The organism is Pelobium manganitolerans (assembly GCF_003609575.1).
Taxonomy (GTDB): Bacteria; Bacteroidota; Bacteroidia; order Sphingobacteriales; family Sphingobacteriaceae; genus Pseudopedobacter; species Pseudopedobacter manganitolerans.
The window spans coordinates 34,232-48,605 of sequence record NZ_MBTA01000012.1; the positions used below are offsets into that span (position 1 = coordinate 34,232).

The following is a 14,374-nucleotide window of genomic DNA, read 5'->3' on the forward strand; positions in this document are numbered from 1 at the left end:
AAATCTGTTGCCAAAAGTTATGATGAATCATCCGGGTTACCTTAAAAAAGGAGATAAAATTGCCATCACTTGCCCCGCTAAAAGTTTACGCGAACCTATGACGCAGGCTATTGCTTTGTTGCAATCTTGGGGTTTGGAGGTAGTTTTGGGTGAAACAGTTAACGCCAAATACCATCAGTTTGCCGGTACAGATGCCCTGCGCACGAAGGATATGCAAGGTTTTATAGATGACCCATCTATCAAAGCGATTATTGCTGCCCGTGGCGGCTACGGCTGTTTGCGTATTGTGGACGACATTGATTGGACGCCGCTGGTTTTAAACCCAAAGTGGATTGTCGGATTTAGTGATATCACGGTTTTTCACCTGCAATTACAGACAATGGCTTTGCAGAGCATACATGGGCAAATGCCTTCAACCATTTCCGAAAGCTCTTTCGAAGGTTTGGAAAGCTTGCGCCGTGCGCTATTTGGCGAGCCACTGTATTATCAAATTGCTACAAATCCGTTTAACAAACAGGGAAATGCAACTGGAGAAATTATAGGCGGTAATTTAACTTTATTGTTAAATAGTATAGCTTCTGCCAGCGATATAGATTATGCCGATAGAATTTTATTTATCGAAGAAGTAGGTGAGTATGCTTATGCCGTTGATAGAATGTTGCGTGCGCTTGACCGCGCCGGTAAGTTTAAGCATTTGAAAGGGATGGTACTTGGCGGTTTTACTAATATTGAGCAAGATGAACCCGCGTTTGGGTTTAGCACCGAAGAAATTTTATCGGAAATTGTAAGCAAATACTCTTTTCCGGTTTGCTTTGGTTTTCCTGCTGGGCATTTGGCCGACAATAGGGCCTTAGTTTTGGGAAGGCATGCGGAGTTGACTGTCAGCGATGATGGATGTTCTTTGCGATTTGCCGGTGCTTAATGGATATCGATAACTTCTTTTTTCTTGGTGCTTTTCATCCTTTTTGGGATACTTTGCAATACTTCCTGCTCTAAAGCATCAATCATCCGTTTTTTGATGAAGTTTTTATGGGTCACAATGCTTATTTCCCGGCTTGGTTCGGGGCTTTTGAAATAACGCACCCGGTCCATCTGTTTAACTCCGAAATCCTGCAAAGATAGCTCGGGCAAAATGGTAATTCCGTCGTTTAAATCCACCATTTTTATCAGGGTTTCAATACTGCCTGTATTGTAATTTAATTGGTGATGGTCGCCTTTACCATGCTGGCAGATATTTAAAACTTGGTTGCGCATACAGTGCCCTTCATTTAACAGCCACAGATGGTCAAAATCTAAATCCTCTGCATTTAGAGATTTCTTCTTAAATATCTTGCTGTTTTTGCTTAGGTAGCCCACAAAATTTTCGTAATAAACCGGGCGCTCTATCAAAAAATCTTCCTCTAAGGGCGTAGCTAAAATGCCGCAATCTAATAGGCCCACTTTTATTTTTTGGATGATGTTTTCGGTGGTAAGCTCGGAGATGGAGAGTTTTATTTTTGGATATTTCTCAATGAAGCCTCCAATTACTTTCGGGATGAGATAGGGCGCCACGGTTGGTATTACGCCCATTCTTAGTTCTCCGCTAATTTCGCCTTTACGCTCTTCAATTATCTCGCGCATTTTAGCGCTTTCTTGCAAAACTACCCGCGCCTGCTCTATTAATTCAACACCTATCTCGGTTGGGCTTATGGGCTGTTTTGATCGGTCGAATAGTTTTACGCCTAAATGCTCTTCCAGTTTTTGGATTTGCATACTCAACGTTGGCTGCGTTACAAAACACTTTTCGGCGGCTAAAACAAAGCTTCTGTAAGTATCAACAGCAACTGCATATTCCAATTGTACAATAGTCATTGCACAATATAGAGAAAAACTATCGAAAGTAGAAAGAGCATAAAAAAAGGAGGGTTGCCCTCCTTTAAATATTATTCGACCGTTACGGATTTAGCTAAGTTTCTTGGCTGATCTACATTACAGCCACGTAAAACAGCAATATGGTAAGATAGCAATTGTAGCGGAATGGTAGCCAATAGAGGCAAAAACGCTTCGTCCGCACTCGGAATTTCTATTGAATAATCCGCCATGCGCACCACTTCAGTATCGCCCTCGGTTACAATGGCAATTACCACTCCTTTACGTGCTTTTACTTCTTGAATGTTGGAAATTACCTTCTCGTAAGATGAGTTTTTGGTAGCAATTACAATTACCGGCATCTGTTCATCTATCAGCGCAATTGGTCCGTGCTTCATCTCTGCCGCGGGGTAACCTTCGGCATGGATGTAAGAAATCTCTTTCAGTTTCAAGGCACCTTCTAAAGCAACAGGGAAACCACTTCCGCGGCCTAAAAACAATGCGTTTCTAGAGTCTTTGAATTTTTCTGAAATCTCTCGGATCAGTCCGTCAGATTGTAGCGCACGTTCCACTAAAGACGGGATGCGTTCCAGCTCGCTCAACAAAGCAATTAATTTTGTTTGAGCAATTGTGCCTTTTTTCTCGGCCATATAAAAGGCCATCAAAGTTAAAGCAGTAACCTGCGCGGTAAACGCTTTAGTAGATGCCACGCCAATTTCTGGACCTGCGTGTGTATAAATACCAGCATCTGATAAACGTGGAATAGAAGAACCTACTACGTTACAGATTCCAAAGATGGTAGCGCCTTTAGCTTTAGCCATTTCAATGGCCGCCATCGTATCCGCCGTTTCGCCAGATTGCGATATAGCTATTACAATATCATTTTCGGTGATAATTGGGTTGCGGTATCTAAACTCCGAGGCGTACTCTACCTCAACCGGTATACGTGCATATTCTTCAATCAGATATTCGCCAACTAAGCCCGCATGCCATGATGTGCCGCAGGCAACAATGATAATGCGGTGCGCATTTTTAAATTTTTCTGTGTATTCTTTAATGCCGCCCAGCTTCACTTTTCCTTCTAGCGGATAAATACGGCCACGCATACAATCGCCGATAGAACGCGGTTGTTCGTAGATTTCTTTTAACATAAAGTGGTCGTAACCGCCTTTTTCAAGCATTTCCAGCTTAATTTCCAGCTGTTGTACGTAAGGCGTTTTTACCTCATTATCGATAGAGCGGATTACCAACTCATCTGCTTTAAGGTAGGCAATCTCGTTATCGTCTAAATAAATTACGTTTTTGGTGTACTCTACAATTGGTGTTGCATCAGAAGCAATAAAATATTCGTTTTTACCAACGCCAATTACCATTGGGCTGCCTTTGCGCGCGGCAATTAACATTTCAGGGTCCTCCTTGCTCATGATTACTATTGCATAAGCGCCAATTACCTGTTTTAAAGCTTCGCGCACTGCTTTTTGCAAGTCGATTTCTGCTTCCTGGCGGATATCCTCAATTAAATGGATAAGTACCTCGGTATCCGTATCGCTTTTGAAAACATGTCCACGGCTAATCAGCTCCTCTTTTAAAGGGCCATAGTTCTCGATAATTCCGTTATGGATGATGGCTAGTTTTTCGTCGCCGGATTGGTGCGGGTGCGAGTTGCGATCATTTGGTGCGCCGTGTGTGGCCCAACGGGTGTGGCCCATGCCGATGGTTCCAGAGTGATCCCGGCCTTCGATAAAGCCTTCCAAGTCGGCAACTTTACCTGCTTTTTTATAAATATTTAAGTTGGATGTTTCATCTAACAAAGCTACGCCGGCGCTATCGTAACCACGATATTCTAAACGATGTAAGCCTTTGATAACGATGGGATAAGCATCTCTAAATCCAATGTAACCAACAATTCCGCACATAAAAAAAACTATATTTTGTAGATGGCGGCTAATCTACAAAATATAGTTTCATTTATAAAGAGTTGAAAAATTTACTTTTGATCGGTGTAAAACACACGCAATTTTACTTTATAGTTGGTGTTGCTTCCGCCTCCCAATATAGAACGGCCTAAGTTGTTAAGACTTCCCGTGCTGCTGGTGAAATCTTCGGCGCTAATAAAGGTTCCGTAATCTTTAAGCTGGCCCCGCATTAAATCCTGAATGTAGCCGGTTAAGTTAACGGTATAAGCTTTATTGGCTTTGCTGTAAAAGCCGCCCACAAAATTTGGCCCCATGTAACGCGCATCGCTCGGGTTTTCATCCGGGACATACTGCGGACGGTGGGCGATATCCCATCTGTAAATGCGTAAACGGTCCAAAGGTGCGTAATCGTTATTGTCATCAATATAAAAAACCAATTCCGCGCGGTTGATAGTTACGTTAGAGCCCAAAGCTTTCAGTTTTTGCAGATAAGGGAAATTCACTTTTATATAAGTGCCGCCTAAACCTTTCAGGTACAGCAAATCATTGTTGGTAGTATTGCTGGCCAGCGCTGTTTCTACGGCTGTACCATTGGTTTCCCACTTTAGCTCGGTGGCTGCATTGGCCGCAGTAATGTTGAAGGTGGATGTTAGTGTATCTAAACCGCCCGATGTGTTGGTGTTGCGGTAAAAAATCTCCAAGCGTGCGGCGCCGCTGCTGGAGGTGTTAAGCCCAAACAAACCGCCATTGCCTGTAGTGGCGCTTTTATTTACCGATAAATATAAACCGTTAAAATAGTTGTTGAACGTTAGGTTTGACACTTTCTTAAGCGAGTCGGCTTCAATGATTTTGCTTTTTATAAAGTTTGCATCTAATTTAACACGCAACTGTGCAGGCACTTTTTTAACAGTATCTGATAATCCCGTACGGATATCCTGCAAAGTAATGCTGTCTTTATAGCTTGTTTTTAAAGTAGCGGAACCTAAAATAGTTGCTTTTTTATCCCACGTTTTATTAGAGAAATAAACTTTTTGTGACTCGTTATATAAAACCTCGTTTAGTTCTCTAACTTCTGCCGTGAAAGTGCTGTTTAAGCTATCGCCATAAAAGTTAAGGTAAGGGATAACCAATACCGCCGAATCTATAATGGGGTTGGTGCCAAATTTATAATTGGTGCTAGGCATGGTAAGTGCCATTGCAATGCTGGCGGTGGTTTCGCCAAAAGCCGGATCTTTAAAGTAGCCCAAAACGCTTTGATCTGTATAGTTTACCGCAATGGTATCCCGCTTTAGCAGTTTGGTAACCACCGTGCTGGTATCTACCAGTTTGCTGTTCAGTTCTATATCCGGGTCAACATCTAAGCCTATACTGCTCGGATTCTCACAGCCCGTAAAAATAAAAAGACTTACTAACAAGGTTAATAAGTCTGATTTTTGGAATCTCATATAATGTTTTGAATGTTTTTAAGCTACAGACACTAATTCATCAGTGGCAATTTCTTGGTAAAAATTGTAATAATTTTCCATATCTGCTGTAGCTTGGTGGTCTAAAACAGGTTTTTCCGATTTTTTAACAAAGTTTAACAAGTCTTCATCAATAGTCTCGGCACCTAAAACCACCCCGTCTGCATACTCTAACGCGGCTTTTACCAAAGCATTGTTTGTGCCTGCGGCGTAAGAAGCCGTATCTTTTTCTTCCATGCCTTTCATCAGCGCTTTTTTAGCAAAATTATCGCCAAGCGTGCCGTCAAAACCGTTTTCGTAAATAGAATAAACAATTTTGGCGTCTTTAAAGGTAGGGTCGTCTTTGTAGTTTGTTTTTAGGTAAGCAGGTACTAAAGAACTCATCCAACCGTGGCAGTGCACAATATCTGGCGCCCAGCCTAATTTCTTTACGGTTTCCAATGCGCCTTTACAGAAGAAAATGGTGCGCTCATCATTATCTGCATAAAATTTGCCTTTGGCGTCGTTAAAAACATATTTTCTGTGGAAATAATCTTCATTATCTAAGAAGTACACCTGCATACGGGCAGCCGGGATAGAGGCCACTTTAATGATCAAAGGATTGTCGTTCTCGTCTATTACGATATTCATCCCCGAAAGGCGGATTACTTCATGCAGTCTGTTTCTTCTCTCGTTGATGTTTCCAAAACGTGGCATTAAAATCCTAATCTCGAAGCCTTTTTCTTGCATGGCCTGAGGCAAGGTTCTTGTTATTTTTGATATTGCTGTTAAGTCCAGAAATGGCGACATTTCATGAGTGATAAACAAAAGCTTGGTTTTTCCCATCTCCTAAATCTGTGATAAGTTTTTGTTAAGATTATTTTTTTTCGAAGCGCAAATATAACAAAATTCTTGCACAGTTACAATGTTTTTCGTAAATGCCCCGTTGTATTTTCAGAACAAATTAGCCAACTTGCGCCTCTCAAATTTTAGCGTTTTTGAAAATTTTTCATACCCAAAGTCAGCTTCGCCAATATCTGCATCTACAGCGCGAAACCGGCAAAACCATCGGTTTGGTGCCTACTATGGGCGCTTTGCACGCTGGGCATCTGTCGCTCATCGGCGAAAGCAAAAAACACTGTGCCCTTAGCGTGGCCACTATTTTTGTAAACCCCACGCAGTTTAACAACGCGGACGATTTAAAAAGATACCCTAAACCTATTGAAAAGGATATTGAATTATTGACAGCCGTTGGTTGCGATGTGCTTTTTAACCCCGATGTTGCCGAAATGTATGCGGAAGGTGAAACTTGGGATTATGAGGTAGGTCCGCTCGACACGCTTTTGGAAGGCGAGTTTAGGCCGGGCCATTACAAAGGCGTAACGCAAATTGTGCATAAGCTGTTTAGTTTGGTGCAACCCGATGTGGCTTTCTTCGGCCAAAAAGATTACCAGCAGTATTTGGTGATTAAAAAAATGGTGAGCGATTTTCGCTTAGCCGTTAAATTGGTGCCTTGTGCCATCGTGCGCGAAGCAGACGGTTTAGCCATGAGCTCGCGTAATGTGCGTTTAAATGATGCGGAACGGAAGCAGTCGCTGGCGCTTTATAATACCTTATTATATATAAAGGATAATTTTGGCAAACTAAGCAACGCCCAGCTTGAACAAGAAGGAAAGGCGATACTGAGCAACTACCAGCTTGAAGCTGAATATTTGAAAATTGTAGATCGCGATAATTTATTAGCTACCGATGATAAGCTTAACGCGATAGTTTTAGTGGCTTGTTTTGTTGGCGAAACGCGCCTCATTGATAATATGATGTTGCCCTAACATTATTTGTAAATTCTATTCTTTATTTTTGCAGCATGGTAATTGAAGTTTTAAAATCTAAAATCCACAGGGTAAAAGTAACACAGTCCGAATTGAATTATGTGGGCAGTATTACCATTGATGAGGATTTATTAGATGCCGCTAACATGATCCCGAACGAGAAGGTGCAGGTGGTAAACAATAATAATGGGGCACGTTTTGAAACTTATATCATCAAAGGCGAACGCGGTACCGGCACCATTTGCCTTAACGGTTCTTGCGCACGTTTGGCGCAAATTGGCGATATTGTAATTATCGTTTCTTACGCACATATGGACTTTGAGGAAGCAAAAAAATACGAGCCGGTGTTGGTGTTCCCAGACGATAACAACAAACTTATAAAATAATTACCCACCCCCTCCCCTCTACACGGGTTTTAAAAAGATAATCTTTTCTTTCTAAATACTATGCTTGCATAACAATTGTTATATTTGGTGTAAACCAACTGCAAGCCATGGATTTTAACTTTACCGAGGAACATTTGATGATTCGCCAGGCGGCGAAAGATTTTGCCGAAACAGAGCTGAAGCCCGGCGTTATAGAGCGCGACGAAAAGCAGCTTTTTCCCAAAGACCAAATGAAAAAGCTGGGCGAGCTAGGTTTCTTGGGGATGATGGTGGATCCTGCTTATTATGGTGCCGGTTTAGATACCATATCTTATGTACTGGCTTTAGAAGAACTTTCTAAAATAGACGCATCCGCAGCGGTGGCCATGTCTGTAAATAACTCATTAGTTTGTTTCGGTTTAGAGAAATACGGCACAGAGGCTCAAAAAGAGAAATATCTGAAGCCATTAGCCAGTGGCGAGCTTTTAGGCGCTTTCGCCCTGTCGGAGCCCGAAGCTGGTTCTGACGCCACCTCTCAACATACTACCGCCATTGATAAAGGCGACCACTATGTATTAAATGGTACAAAAAACTGGATTACCAACGGAAGCTCAGCCAGTATTTATTTGGTTATTGCCCAAACAGATGTTGCCAAAGGCAGCCATGGTATTAATGTTTTAATTGTAGAGCGCGGTGCGGAAGGTTTTTCCATTGGCCCAAAAGAAAATAAGCTGGGCATACGCGGCTCCGATACGCATTCTTTAATGTTTAACGATGTTAAAGTACCTAAAGCAAACCGGATAGGTGAAGAAGGTTTTGGATTTAAGTTTGCGATGGAAACTTTAGACGGCGGACGTATTGGTATTGCGGCGCAAGCTTTAGGCATTGCAGCGGGCGCGTTTGAAATGTCCACAGCTTATGCCAAACAGCGTAAAACCTTTGGTAAGGCCATTTCCGAACATCAAGCTATCGCTTTTAAACTGGCAGATATGGCCACAGAGATAGAAGCTGCCCGATGGCTGGTGTTACATGCGGCCTGGTTAAAAGACCAAAATTTGCCTTACGCAAAGGCGAGCGCAATGGCAAAGTTATTTGCATCTGAAGTTGCTATGAAAACTACGGTAGAGGCCGTTCAGATCCACGGTGGCTACGGTTTTGTAAAAGAATATCATGTTGAGCGTTTAATGCGCGATGCCAAAATTACGCAGATCTACGAAGGCACATCAGAGATACAAAAAATGGTAATTTCTCGCAGTGTTTTGAAATAAAGGCCGTTCGCTCGTATTTTTACATTTATCGGTATCAGGTGCCGGCTTAATTCCTCAAATAATTACAGATGAATACATCAAACCCCTTTTTTAAAACAACGTTTAAATTTTTTGTTCTTGCTTTAGCGATATGTTGCTTGATAGCCTGTGATAAGCCCGATGCTAAGTTTGAAAGCGGTATGTGGCGCGGCGCTTTAATCACAGAGTCGGGCGTTGAAGTGCCTTTTAATTTTGAGGTAAAAGATAGCGCTCAGCGTTATATCATATATCTCATCAATGGCGAGGATCGCTTGCGTGTGGATAGCATTAGGCGTGTGAACGACTCGATTTTTATTAAGTTGCCGCTGTACGATTCGGAAATTAGCGGGGTGCTGCTAGATAACAAAATTGATGGCGTTTGGACTAAGCATTTGGCTGATAAAGATGTAGAGATGACATTTTATGCCAAAGCAAATGCGAACTGGCGCATTAGCGAGCGGGTAATAGAAAGCCCGTATAATGTTAGCGGGCGTTGGGCAACCACTTTTGTAAGCGAAGACGGAAAGGATACAACGCAGGCTATAGGCGAGTTTTTCCAAAACAAATCTAAGGTGACGGGTACATTTTTAACCAGCACCGGCGACTACCGCTTTTTAGAAGGCGTGGTAGATGCCGATAAACTTTCCTTGTCTTCTTTTGATGGCTCGGGAGCGTATTTGTTTACCGCAAAGGTAAACGCCGACAGCACGTTAACAGAAGGCAGGTTTTATGCTGGTTTCTCGCATATAGAAACCTTCACGGCCAAAAGAGATTCGGCTATTAGCCTGCCCGATGCTTACAGTTTAACCAAGCTGGAAGACGGAAAGAAACTGGATTTCACATTTAAAGATTTAAGCGGTGAAACTGTTTCTTTAAGTGATGCTAGGTTTAAGAATAAAGTGGTGCTTTTGCAGCTGTTTGGTTCTTGGTGTCCAAACTGCATGGACGAAACTGCTTACTTGGCGCAACTGGATAAAAAATATCGGAAGCAAGGTTTAGAGATTGTGGCCTTAGCGTATGAGCGTACTACAGACTTTGCAAAAGCGAAGAAAAATATTGGTGCCGTGAAAAAGCGTTTTGGTGCCGAACCTTTTTGTTTACCGGTTACACCAATGCCGAAGCCTCCAAAAGCTTGCCGATGTTGAACAAGGTGATGGCTTTCCCAACTTTAATTGTTTTGGATAAAAAGGGGGAGGTGCGTAAAATTCACACTGGTTTCTCGGGTCCCGGAACGGGGAGGCATTACCTAGATTTTACGCAAGAATTTGAAGGCCTTATAACTGCAATGCTGAAGGAATAAGCTATAAAAAAGAAGCGCCAAAAATCTACTGATTTTTGGCGCCTGCGGTATAACTAATGTGCTGTGCTTTAAATTTAAAGCAGAAGATTACTCAACAATAAATTTGCCTTTCATCATGGCGTGGTGGCCAGGGAAAGAACACAAGAAATCATAAGTGCCTTTTTCTGGGGCAGTAAATGTAATGGTATCGCTTTCGCCTCCACCAATTAATTTTGTGTGGGCAATAATGTTGCTGTCATCCGTAGGGATATAGCCGTTATCTTTTGCCGCCATCGCTTTAGTGGCAAAATCTTCTACATCTGTACCTTGTTTTAATAGCACAAAATTGTGGCCCATAGACTCAACCGGCAATTTGCCTGTATGGTGCAAGGTTAAAACAACTGTTTGTCCGGCTGCTACTTTAATTTCAGATTTATCAAACTGCATTGCATCGCTGCCGTTCAAAGTTATTTCCACTTTATCTTGGTTGGTGGCAGCAGCGGTATCATCTGCAACTTCTTCTTCAACAGCAACAGTATCATTGTTGCTTTCCGTTTTTTGATCATTGTTACAGGCAAAAAACATAGAAGATCCTAAGGCAAGCAATAAAAGAGACGATTTTAAACTTATTTTTTTCATAATAAAATTTTTTTGTGCAAAGCTAGGTTAAACGCGAGGATAAAGGAAGTGATCTTGGTCATATTAGGGGCATAATTTGTTTTGCTTCTTGCGTTAGGGATTGAAGCGGATACCGGCCTGTGGCTAATGCCTTGTGCAGTATGAGCGGAAAGCCCGATCCGCCAGCTGGCGGAGAACGCCCAAATAACTTTTAACCTTCGACTTTAAACCTTTCACTACTCCACTCCAACCTTTAACTTATTACCTACAACTTAAAACTCCCAAACCCTCACCAAAAAATTCCCCGCCCAACTATTTGATATATAAAAGCATAGTTCTATCTTTGCAGTCCCTAAAAAATTAGGGGAATACTATATTTTATTAATTTAATACAAAGCAAGTGAATACGTTAAGTTACAAAACTGTCTCTGCCAATAAAAAGACCGTTGACAAACAATGGGTTGTTGTTGACGCTCAGGGCGAGATTTTGGGGCGCTTGTCATCCAACATCGCTAAAGTGATTAGAGGAAAAAACAAGGCATCTTTCACCCCACACGTAGACTGCGGCGATAACGTGATTGTGATCAATGCAGACAAGGTTAAACTGACAGGCGATAAATTGTCTGACAAGGTGTACCAGAGATATACTGGTTATCCGGGCGGTCAGCGTTTTATCACTCCGAAAGAGTTGATGGAGAAACACCCTACCCGTATCATCGAGAAAGCGGTACGCGGTATGTTGCCTAAAAACCGTTTGGGCCGTGCAATTTTCAAAAATCTGTATGTATATGCAGGTACCGAGCATCCGCACGCTGCACAAAACCCTAAAGAAATTAAATTTTAAATTTAAACGGAAAAGAGATGTCAGTTACTAACACTTCCGGAAGAAGAAAAACTGCTGTTGCCCGTATCTACTTAAAAGAAGGCAACGGAACCATTACCGTTAACGGTAAAGACCATAAAGAATATTTCCCAACACTGCCATTGCAGTACATTGTTAACCAAGCTTTTACTGTTGCCGAAGTTACCGGACAGTATGATGTTAAAGTTAACGTTGCAGGCGGCGGAATAAAAGGACAAGCTGAGGCTGTTCGTTTAGCGATTGCTAAAGCTATTGTTGAGTTAGATGCGATTAGGAAACCAGCGCTTAGAGCTAAAGGTTTGATGACGCGTGACAGCCGTATGGTTGAGCGTAAAAAACCAGGTAGAGCTAAAGCTCGTAAGAGATTCCAATTCAGTAAACGTTAATTTTTGGAGGACAAGACAATGGCAAGAACAACTTATCAGGACTTATTGGATGCAGGTGTACACTTTGGTCACCTTACCCGCAAATGGAATCCGAAAATGGCGCAATATATTTTTATGGAGCGCAACGGGATCCACATTATCGACTTAAACAAAACTTTAACACGTGTTGAGGAAGCAGCTTCTGCTATCAAACAAATTGTTAAATCTGGTCGTAAAATTTTATTTGTTTCTACCAAGAAACAAGCTAAAGACATCGTTGCAGAGTACGCAAAATCTGTAAACATGCCTTACGTAACCGAAAGATGGTTGGGCGGTATGTTAACCAACTTTGCTACTGTTAGAAAATCTATCAAAAAGATGACTAACATTGACAAGATGACTAAAGACGGTACTTACGATGTGCTTTCTAAAAAAGAGAAGTTAATGATCCAGCGCGAGCGCGTGAAATTGGAGACTTTGCTTGGAGGTATTGCCGATTTGAACCGTTTACCGGCTGCTTTGTTTTTGATTGACGTTAAAAAAGAGCACATCGCGGTAACAGAGGCTTTGAAGCTGAACATCCCTACCTTTGCAATGGTAGATACCAACTCGGACCCGTCAAACATTGATTTCCCAATCCCTGCGAATGACGATGCTACAAAATCTATCTCATTAATAACCGGTATCATCATTGATGCAATTAATGAAGGTTTAGAAGAGCGTAAGCAAGAGAAAGACGCAGAAAACGATAAAGAAGCAGCGGCAGAAAAAGCCAAAGCTGATGCTCCGGAAGAAAAAGCTGAAGGTGGTAAAAGACCACGTAAAAGCGCTGACGCTGGTACCGCAGTAGCTGAAGAAGCAGTTGCTGAAGAAGCAAAAGGAGAGTAATTAAACTTGAGCGATGGGTTGTTAGTTGCGAGTTGGGAGTGATTTCAGCTTCTGCTAACAACCTTTTGCTTTTTATTATTGAAATTAAAAAAGGAAAATAAAATGTCTACAGTACAAATTTCTGCAGCAGATGTAAACAAATTACGCCAACAAACTGGCGCCGGTATGATGGATTGCAAAAAAGCTTTAACAGAAGCTAACGGCGATTTTGAAGCTGCAATTGATTATTTACGTAAAAAAGGAGCTAAAGTAGCTGCTTCACGTTCGGACAGAGACTCTAACGAAGGTGTAGTTATTGCTAAAACTACCGCCGACGGTAAAAAAGGAATTATTGTAGAGGTAAACTGCGAAACAGACTTTGTGGCTAAAAACGCAGATTTTGTTGCTTTTGCACAAGCCGTAGCTGATAAAGCAGTGGAAAGTAATGCTTCAACTATTGAAGAATTAACTGCTCAAGAACTTGACGGTGCTAAAATCTCTGACTTGATTATTGACCAAACCGGTAAAATAGGCGAAAAAATTGGCGTTTCTAAGTTTGAAACTTTAAGCGCTGATAAAGTTGTTGCTTACATCCACGGTAATTACCGTTTAGCAGTTTTAGTTGGTTTTAACCAAGATGCTGCCGGTTTAGATGAAGCAGGTAAAGACGTAGCGATGCAGATTGCCGCGATGAGCCCGGTTGGTGTTGATAAAGAAGACGTTGACAGCCGTGTAATTGAGCGCGAAATGGAAATTGCTAAAGAGCAAATTAGAGCTGAAGGCAAGCCAGAAGCGATGATCGAAAAAATTGCTGCCGGTAAATTGAACAAATTCTACAAAGAGCAAACTTTGTTGAACCAAGAATTTGTGAAAGACTCTTCAAAAGATATCCGTAAATTTTTGGATGAAACATCTAAAGGTTTAACGGTAACGGCTTTCAAAAGAGTTGCTTTAGGAGCTTAAGGAGTATCAAGATAGAAGTGTCAAGATACTGGTTATAGAGAATCCTCGTCTGTTTAGGCGGGGATTTTTTTGTGGTGAAAATAGCGTGATTTTTATTGATAACTGAGGTCTTGTCGTTTTTCCCCACATCTTGGAACCTAACATTTAAAAATTATTGCCGTCGCGTAAAAAAAATGTCATCCTCTTGTAACTAATCCTTAGGTGGCGTCGTCTATATTCCAAAAAACAATTAAAAAATTAAAAATTAAGACGATGAAAAATTTTAACCTAAAAACCTCAATCTTAGCTGTTTTAATGTTGGTAGCTTCTGTTGGCTTTGTTAAAGCTGATGACAAAACGCAGTCTGCCCAAAGTTTAAACGAGAGCGTACAGCAATATGTAAACTTAGTGAAATACGGTCAGCTCGAAAACTTTAACAAGATGTTTACTGAGGATGCAAAGTTCAGTATTTCAAGAAACGGAAAAGTGGTAAGTCACACCAAGGCAGAAGAATTTGCTTTCTTGAGGAAGAACAAAGGTGTTACGCAACAGTGCGAAGTTTTATCGGCAGTGATGGTAAACACAGAAGCTTATACCGTTGTAAAAGTAAGCATGATTTACGACGGGTTTACCCGCGAAAACTTTGTGACCTTGGTAAAAAGCGGAAAAGATTGGAAGATAAACGCGGTTTCTTCCGAATTTAAGTCATAAGCCATATTAGCGATTAACCTTAGAAAGCGGGCCGTTGTCAACAA

16 protein-coding genes are annotated in these 14,374 nt (G+C 41.6%); 11 read left to right on the forward strand and 5 right to left on the reverse strand.

Going from position 1 to position 14,374, the window contains the following annotated elements; genetic code table 11:
* Positions 1–19: 19 nt before the first annotated feature.
* Positions 20–922: a S66 peptidase family protein gene (locus BCY91_RS06715; protein ID WP_317124681.1), complete on the forward strand. Its 903-nt coding sequence runs from the start codon at positions 20–22 to the stop codon at positions 920–922.
* Here the strand turns inward: BCY91_RS06715 and BCY91_RS06720 are convergent.
* From BCY91_RS06720 to BCY91_RS06735, 4 genes are all read right to left on the reverse strand, one after another.
* On the reverse strand, positions 919–1,851 hold the full coding sequence (locus tag BCY91_RS06720; RefSeq protein WP_120181199.1) for a hydrogen peroxide-inducible genes activator: 933 nt from the start codon (positions 1,849–1,851) through the stop codon (positions 919–921). The two genes, BCY91_RS06715 and BCY91_RS06720, sit on opposite strands and share 4 nt — an antisense overlap.
* Before the next feature lie 71 nt (positions 1,852–1,922).
* Complete coding sequence (gene glmS / locus BCY91_RS06725; protein ID WP_120181200.1) at positions 1,923–3,764, reverse strand: glutamine--fructose-6-phosphate transaminase (isomerizing); 1,842 nt, start codon at positions 3,762–3,764, stop codon at positions 1,923–1,925.
* Between the two features lie 71 nt (positions 3,765–3,835).
* Positions 3,836–5,209, reverse strand: a complete 1,374-nt coding sequence (locus BCY91_RS06730; RefSeq protein ID WP_120181201.1) for a DUF4270 domain-containing protein — start codon at positions 5,207–5,209, stop codon at positions 3,836–3,838.
* An 18-nt stretch (positions 5,210–5,227) separates the two neighbouring features.
* Positions 5,228–6,052 carry a glycogen/starch synthase gene (locus BCY91_RS06735; protein ID WP_120181202.1) on the reverse strand — a complete coding sequence of 275 codons (825 nt, stop codon included), beginning with the start codon at positions 6,050–6,052 and terminating at the stop codon, positions 5,228–5,230.
* Positions 6,053–6,204: 152 nt separating this feature from the next.
* Between BCY91_RS06735 and panC the strand changes: the two genes are divergently transcribed.
* From panC to BCY91_RS17575, 5 genes are all read left to right on the forward strand, one after another.
* Positions 6,205–7,035, forward strand: coding sequence for a pantoate--beta-alanine ligase (gene panC, locus BCY91_RS06740; RefSeq protein WP_120181203.1), 831 nt, complete (start codon positions 6,205–6,207; stop codon positions 7,033–7,035).
* 35 nt (positions 7,036–7,070) lie between these two features.
* On the forward strand, positions 7,071–7,421 hold the full coding sequence (gene panD, locus BCY91_RS06745; protein WP_120181204.1) for an aspartate 1-decarboxylase: 351 nt from the start codon (positions 7,071–7,073) through the stop codon (positions 7,419–7,421).
* 107 nt (positions 7,422–7,528) lie between these two features.
* On the forward strand, positions 7,529–8,668 hold the full coding sequence (locus BCY91_RS06750) for an acyl-CoA dehydrogenase (RefSeq protein ID WP_120181205.1): 1,140 nt from the start codon (positions 7,529–7,531) through the stop codon (positions 8,666–8,668).
* A gap of 68 nt (positions 8,669–8,736) precedes the next feature.
* The gene (locus tag BCY91_RS06755) at positions 8,737–9,831 is read left to right on the forward strand and encodes a TlpA disulfide reductase family protein (protein ID WP_120181206.1); all 1,095 of its coding nucleotides are present in this window, start codon (positions 8,737–8,739) and stop codon (positions 9,829–9,831) included.
* Positions 9,825–9,986, forward strand: a complete 162-nt coding sequence (locus BCY91_RS17575) for a thioredoxin domain-containing protein (protein ID WP_182995323.1) — start codon at positions 9,825–9,827, stop codon at positions 9,984–9,986. Before BCY91_RS06755 ends, BCY91_RS17575 begins: the two co-directional genes overlap by 7 nt.
* Positions 9,987–10,073: 87 nt before the next feature.
* Here the strand turns inward: BCY91_RS17575 and azu are convergent, their stop codons facing one another.
* Complete coding sequence (gene azu, locus BCY91_RS06760) at positions 10,074–10,604, reverse strand: azurin (protein ID WP_120181207.1); 531 nt, start codon at positions 10,602–10,604, stop codon at positions 10,074–10,076.
* Positions 10,605–10,983: 379 nt separating this feature from the next.
* On the opposite strand from azu, the gene rplM reads away from it, so the two are divergent.
* The 5 genes from rplM to BCY91_RS06785 all read left to right on the forward strand — a co-directional run bounded on the left by rplM (position 10,984) and on the right by BCY91_RS06785 (position 14,330).
* Positions 10,984–11,427, forward strand: coding sequence for a 50S ribosomal protein L13 (gene rplM / locus BCY91_RS06765; protein WP_120181208.1), 444 nt, complete (start codon positions 10,984–10,986; stop codon positions 11,425–11,427).
* 17 nt (positions 11,428–11,444) lie between these two features.
* A complete protein-coding gene (rpsI, locus tag BCY91_RS06770; RefSeq protein ID WP_120181209.1) occupies positions 11,445–11,831 on the forward strand; it encodes a 30S ribosomal protein S9 in 387 nt (128 codons plus the stop codon).
* An 18-nt stretch (positions 11,832–11,849) separates the two neighbouring features.
* Positions 11,850–12,698 (forward strand): 30S ribosomal protein S2, encoded by an 849-nt coding sequence (gene rpsB, locus BCY91_RS06775; RefSeq protein WP_120181210.1) that lies wholly within the window; start codon positions 11,850–11,852, stop codon positions 12,696–12,698.
* A gap of 102 nt (positions 12,699–12,800) precedes the next feature.
* The gene (gene tsf / locus BCY91_RS06780; protein ID WP_120181211.1) at positions 12,801–13,640 is read left to right on the forward strand and encodes a translation elongation factor Ts; all 840 of its coding nucleotides are present in this window, start codon (positions 12,801–12,803) and stop codon (positions 13,638–13,640) included.
* Positions 13,641–13,892: 252 nt separating this feature from the next.
* Positions 13,893–14,330, forward strand: coding sequence for a nuclear transport factor 2 family protein (locus BCY91_RS06785; RefSeq protein WP_120181212.1), 438 nt, complete (start codon positions 13,893–13,895; stop codon positions 14,328–14,330).
* The last annotated feature ends 44 nt before the right edge of the window (positions 14,331–14,374 follow it).

Coding starts and splice junctions, on each gene's coding strand:
- rpsB (WP_120181210.1), top strand. CDS start 11,850: ATGGCAAGAACAACTTATCAGGACTTATTGGATGCAGGTGTACACTTT.
- panD (WP_120181204.1), top strand. CDS start 7,071: ATGGTAATTGAAGTTTTAAAATCTAAAATCCACAGGGTAAAAGTAACA.
- BCY91_RS17575 (WP_182995323.1), top strand. CDS start 9,825: ATGTTGAACAAGGTGATGGCTTTCCCAACTTTAATTGTTTTGGATAAA.
- BCY91_RS06730 (WP_120181201.1), bottom strand. CDS start 5,209: ATGAGATTCCAAAAATCAGACTTATTAACCTTGTTAGTAAGTCTTTTT.
- BCY91_RS06785 (WP_120181212.1), top strand. CDS start 13,893: ATGAAAAATTTTAACCTAAAAACCTCAATCTTAGCTGTTTTAATGTTG.
- BCY91_RS06750 (WP_120181205.1), top strand. CDS start 7,529: ATGGATTTTAACTTTACCGAGGAACATTTGATGATTCGCCAGGCGGCG.
- azu (WP_120181207.1), bottom strand. CDS start 10,604: ATGAAAAAAATAAGTTTAAAATCGTCTCTTTTATTGCTTGCCTTAGGA.
- BCY91_RS06715 (WP_317124681.1), top strand. CDS start 20: ATGATGAATCATCCGGGTTACCTTAAAAAAGGAGATAAAATTGCCATC.
- glmS (WP_120181200.1), bottom strand. CDS start 3,764: ATGTGCGGAATTGTTGGTTACATTGGATTTAGAGATGCTTATCCCATC.
- BCY91_RS06720 (WP_120181199.1), bottom strand. CDS start 1,851: ATGACTATTGTACAATTGGAATATGCAGTTGCTGTTGATACTTACAGA.
- tsf (WP_120181211.1), top strand. CDS start 12,801: ATGTCTACAGTACAAATTTCTGCAGCAGATGTAAACAAATTACGCCAA.
- BCY91_RS06755 (WP_120181206.1), top strand. CDS start 8,737: ATGAATACATCAAACCCCTTTTTTAAAACAACGTTTAAATTTTTTGTT.
- BCY91_RS06735 (WP_120181202.1), bottom strand. CDS start 6,052: ATGGGAAAAACCAAGCTTTTGTTTATCACTCATGAAATGTCGCCATTT.
- rpsI (WP_120181209.1), top strand. CDS start 11,445: ATGTCAGTTACTAACACTTCCGGAAGAAGAAAAACTGCTGTTGCCCGT.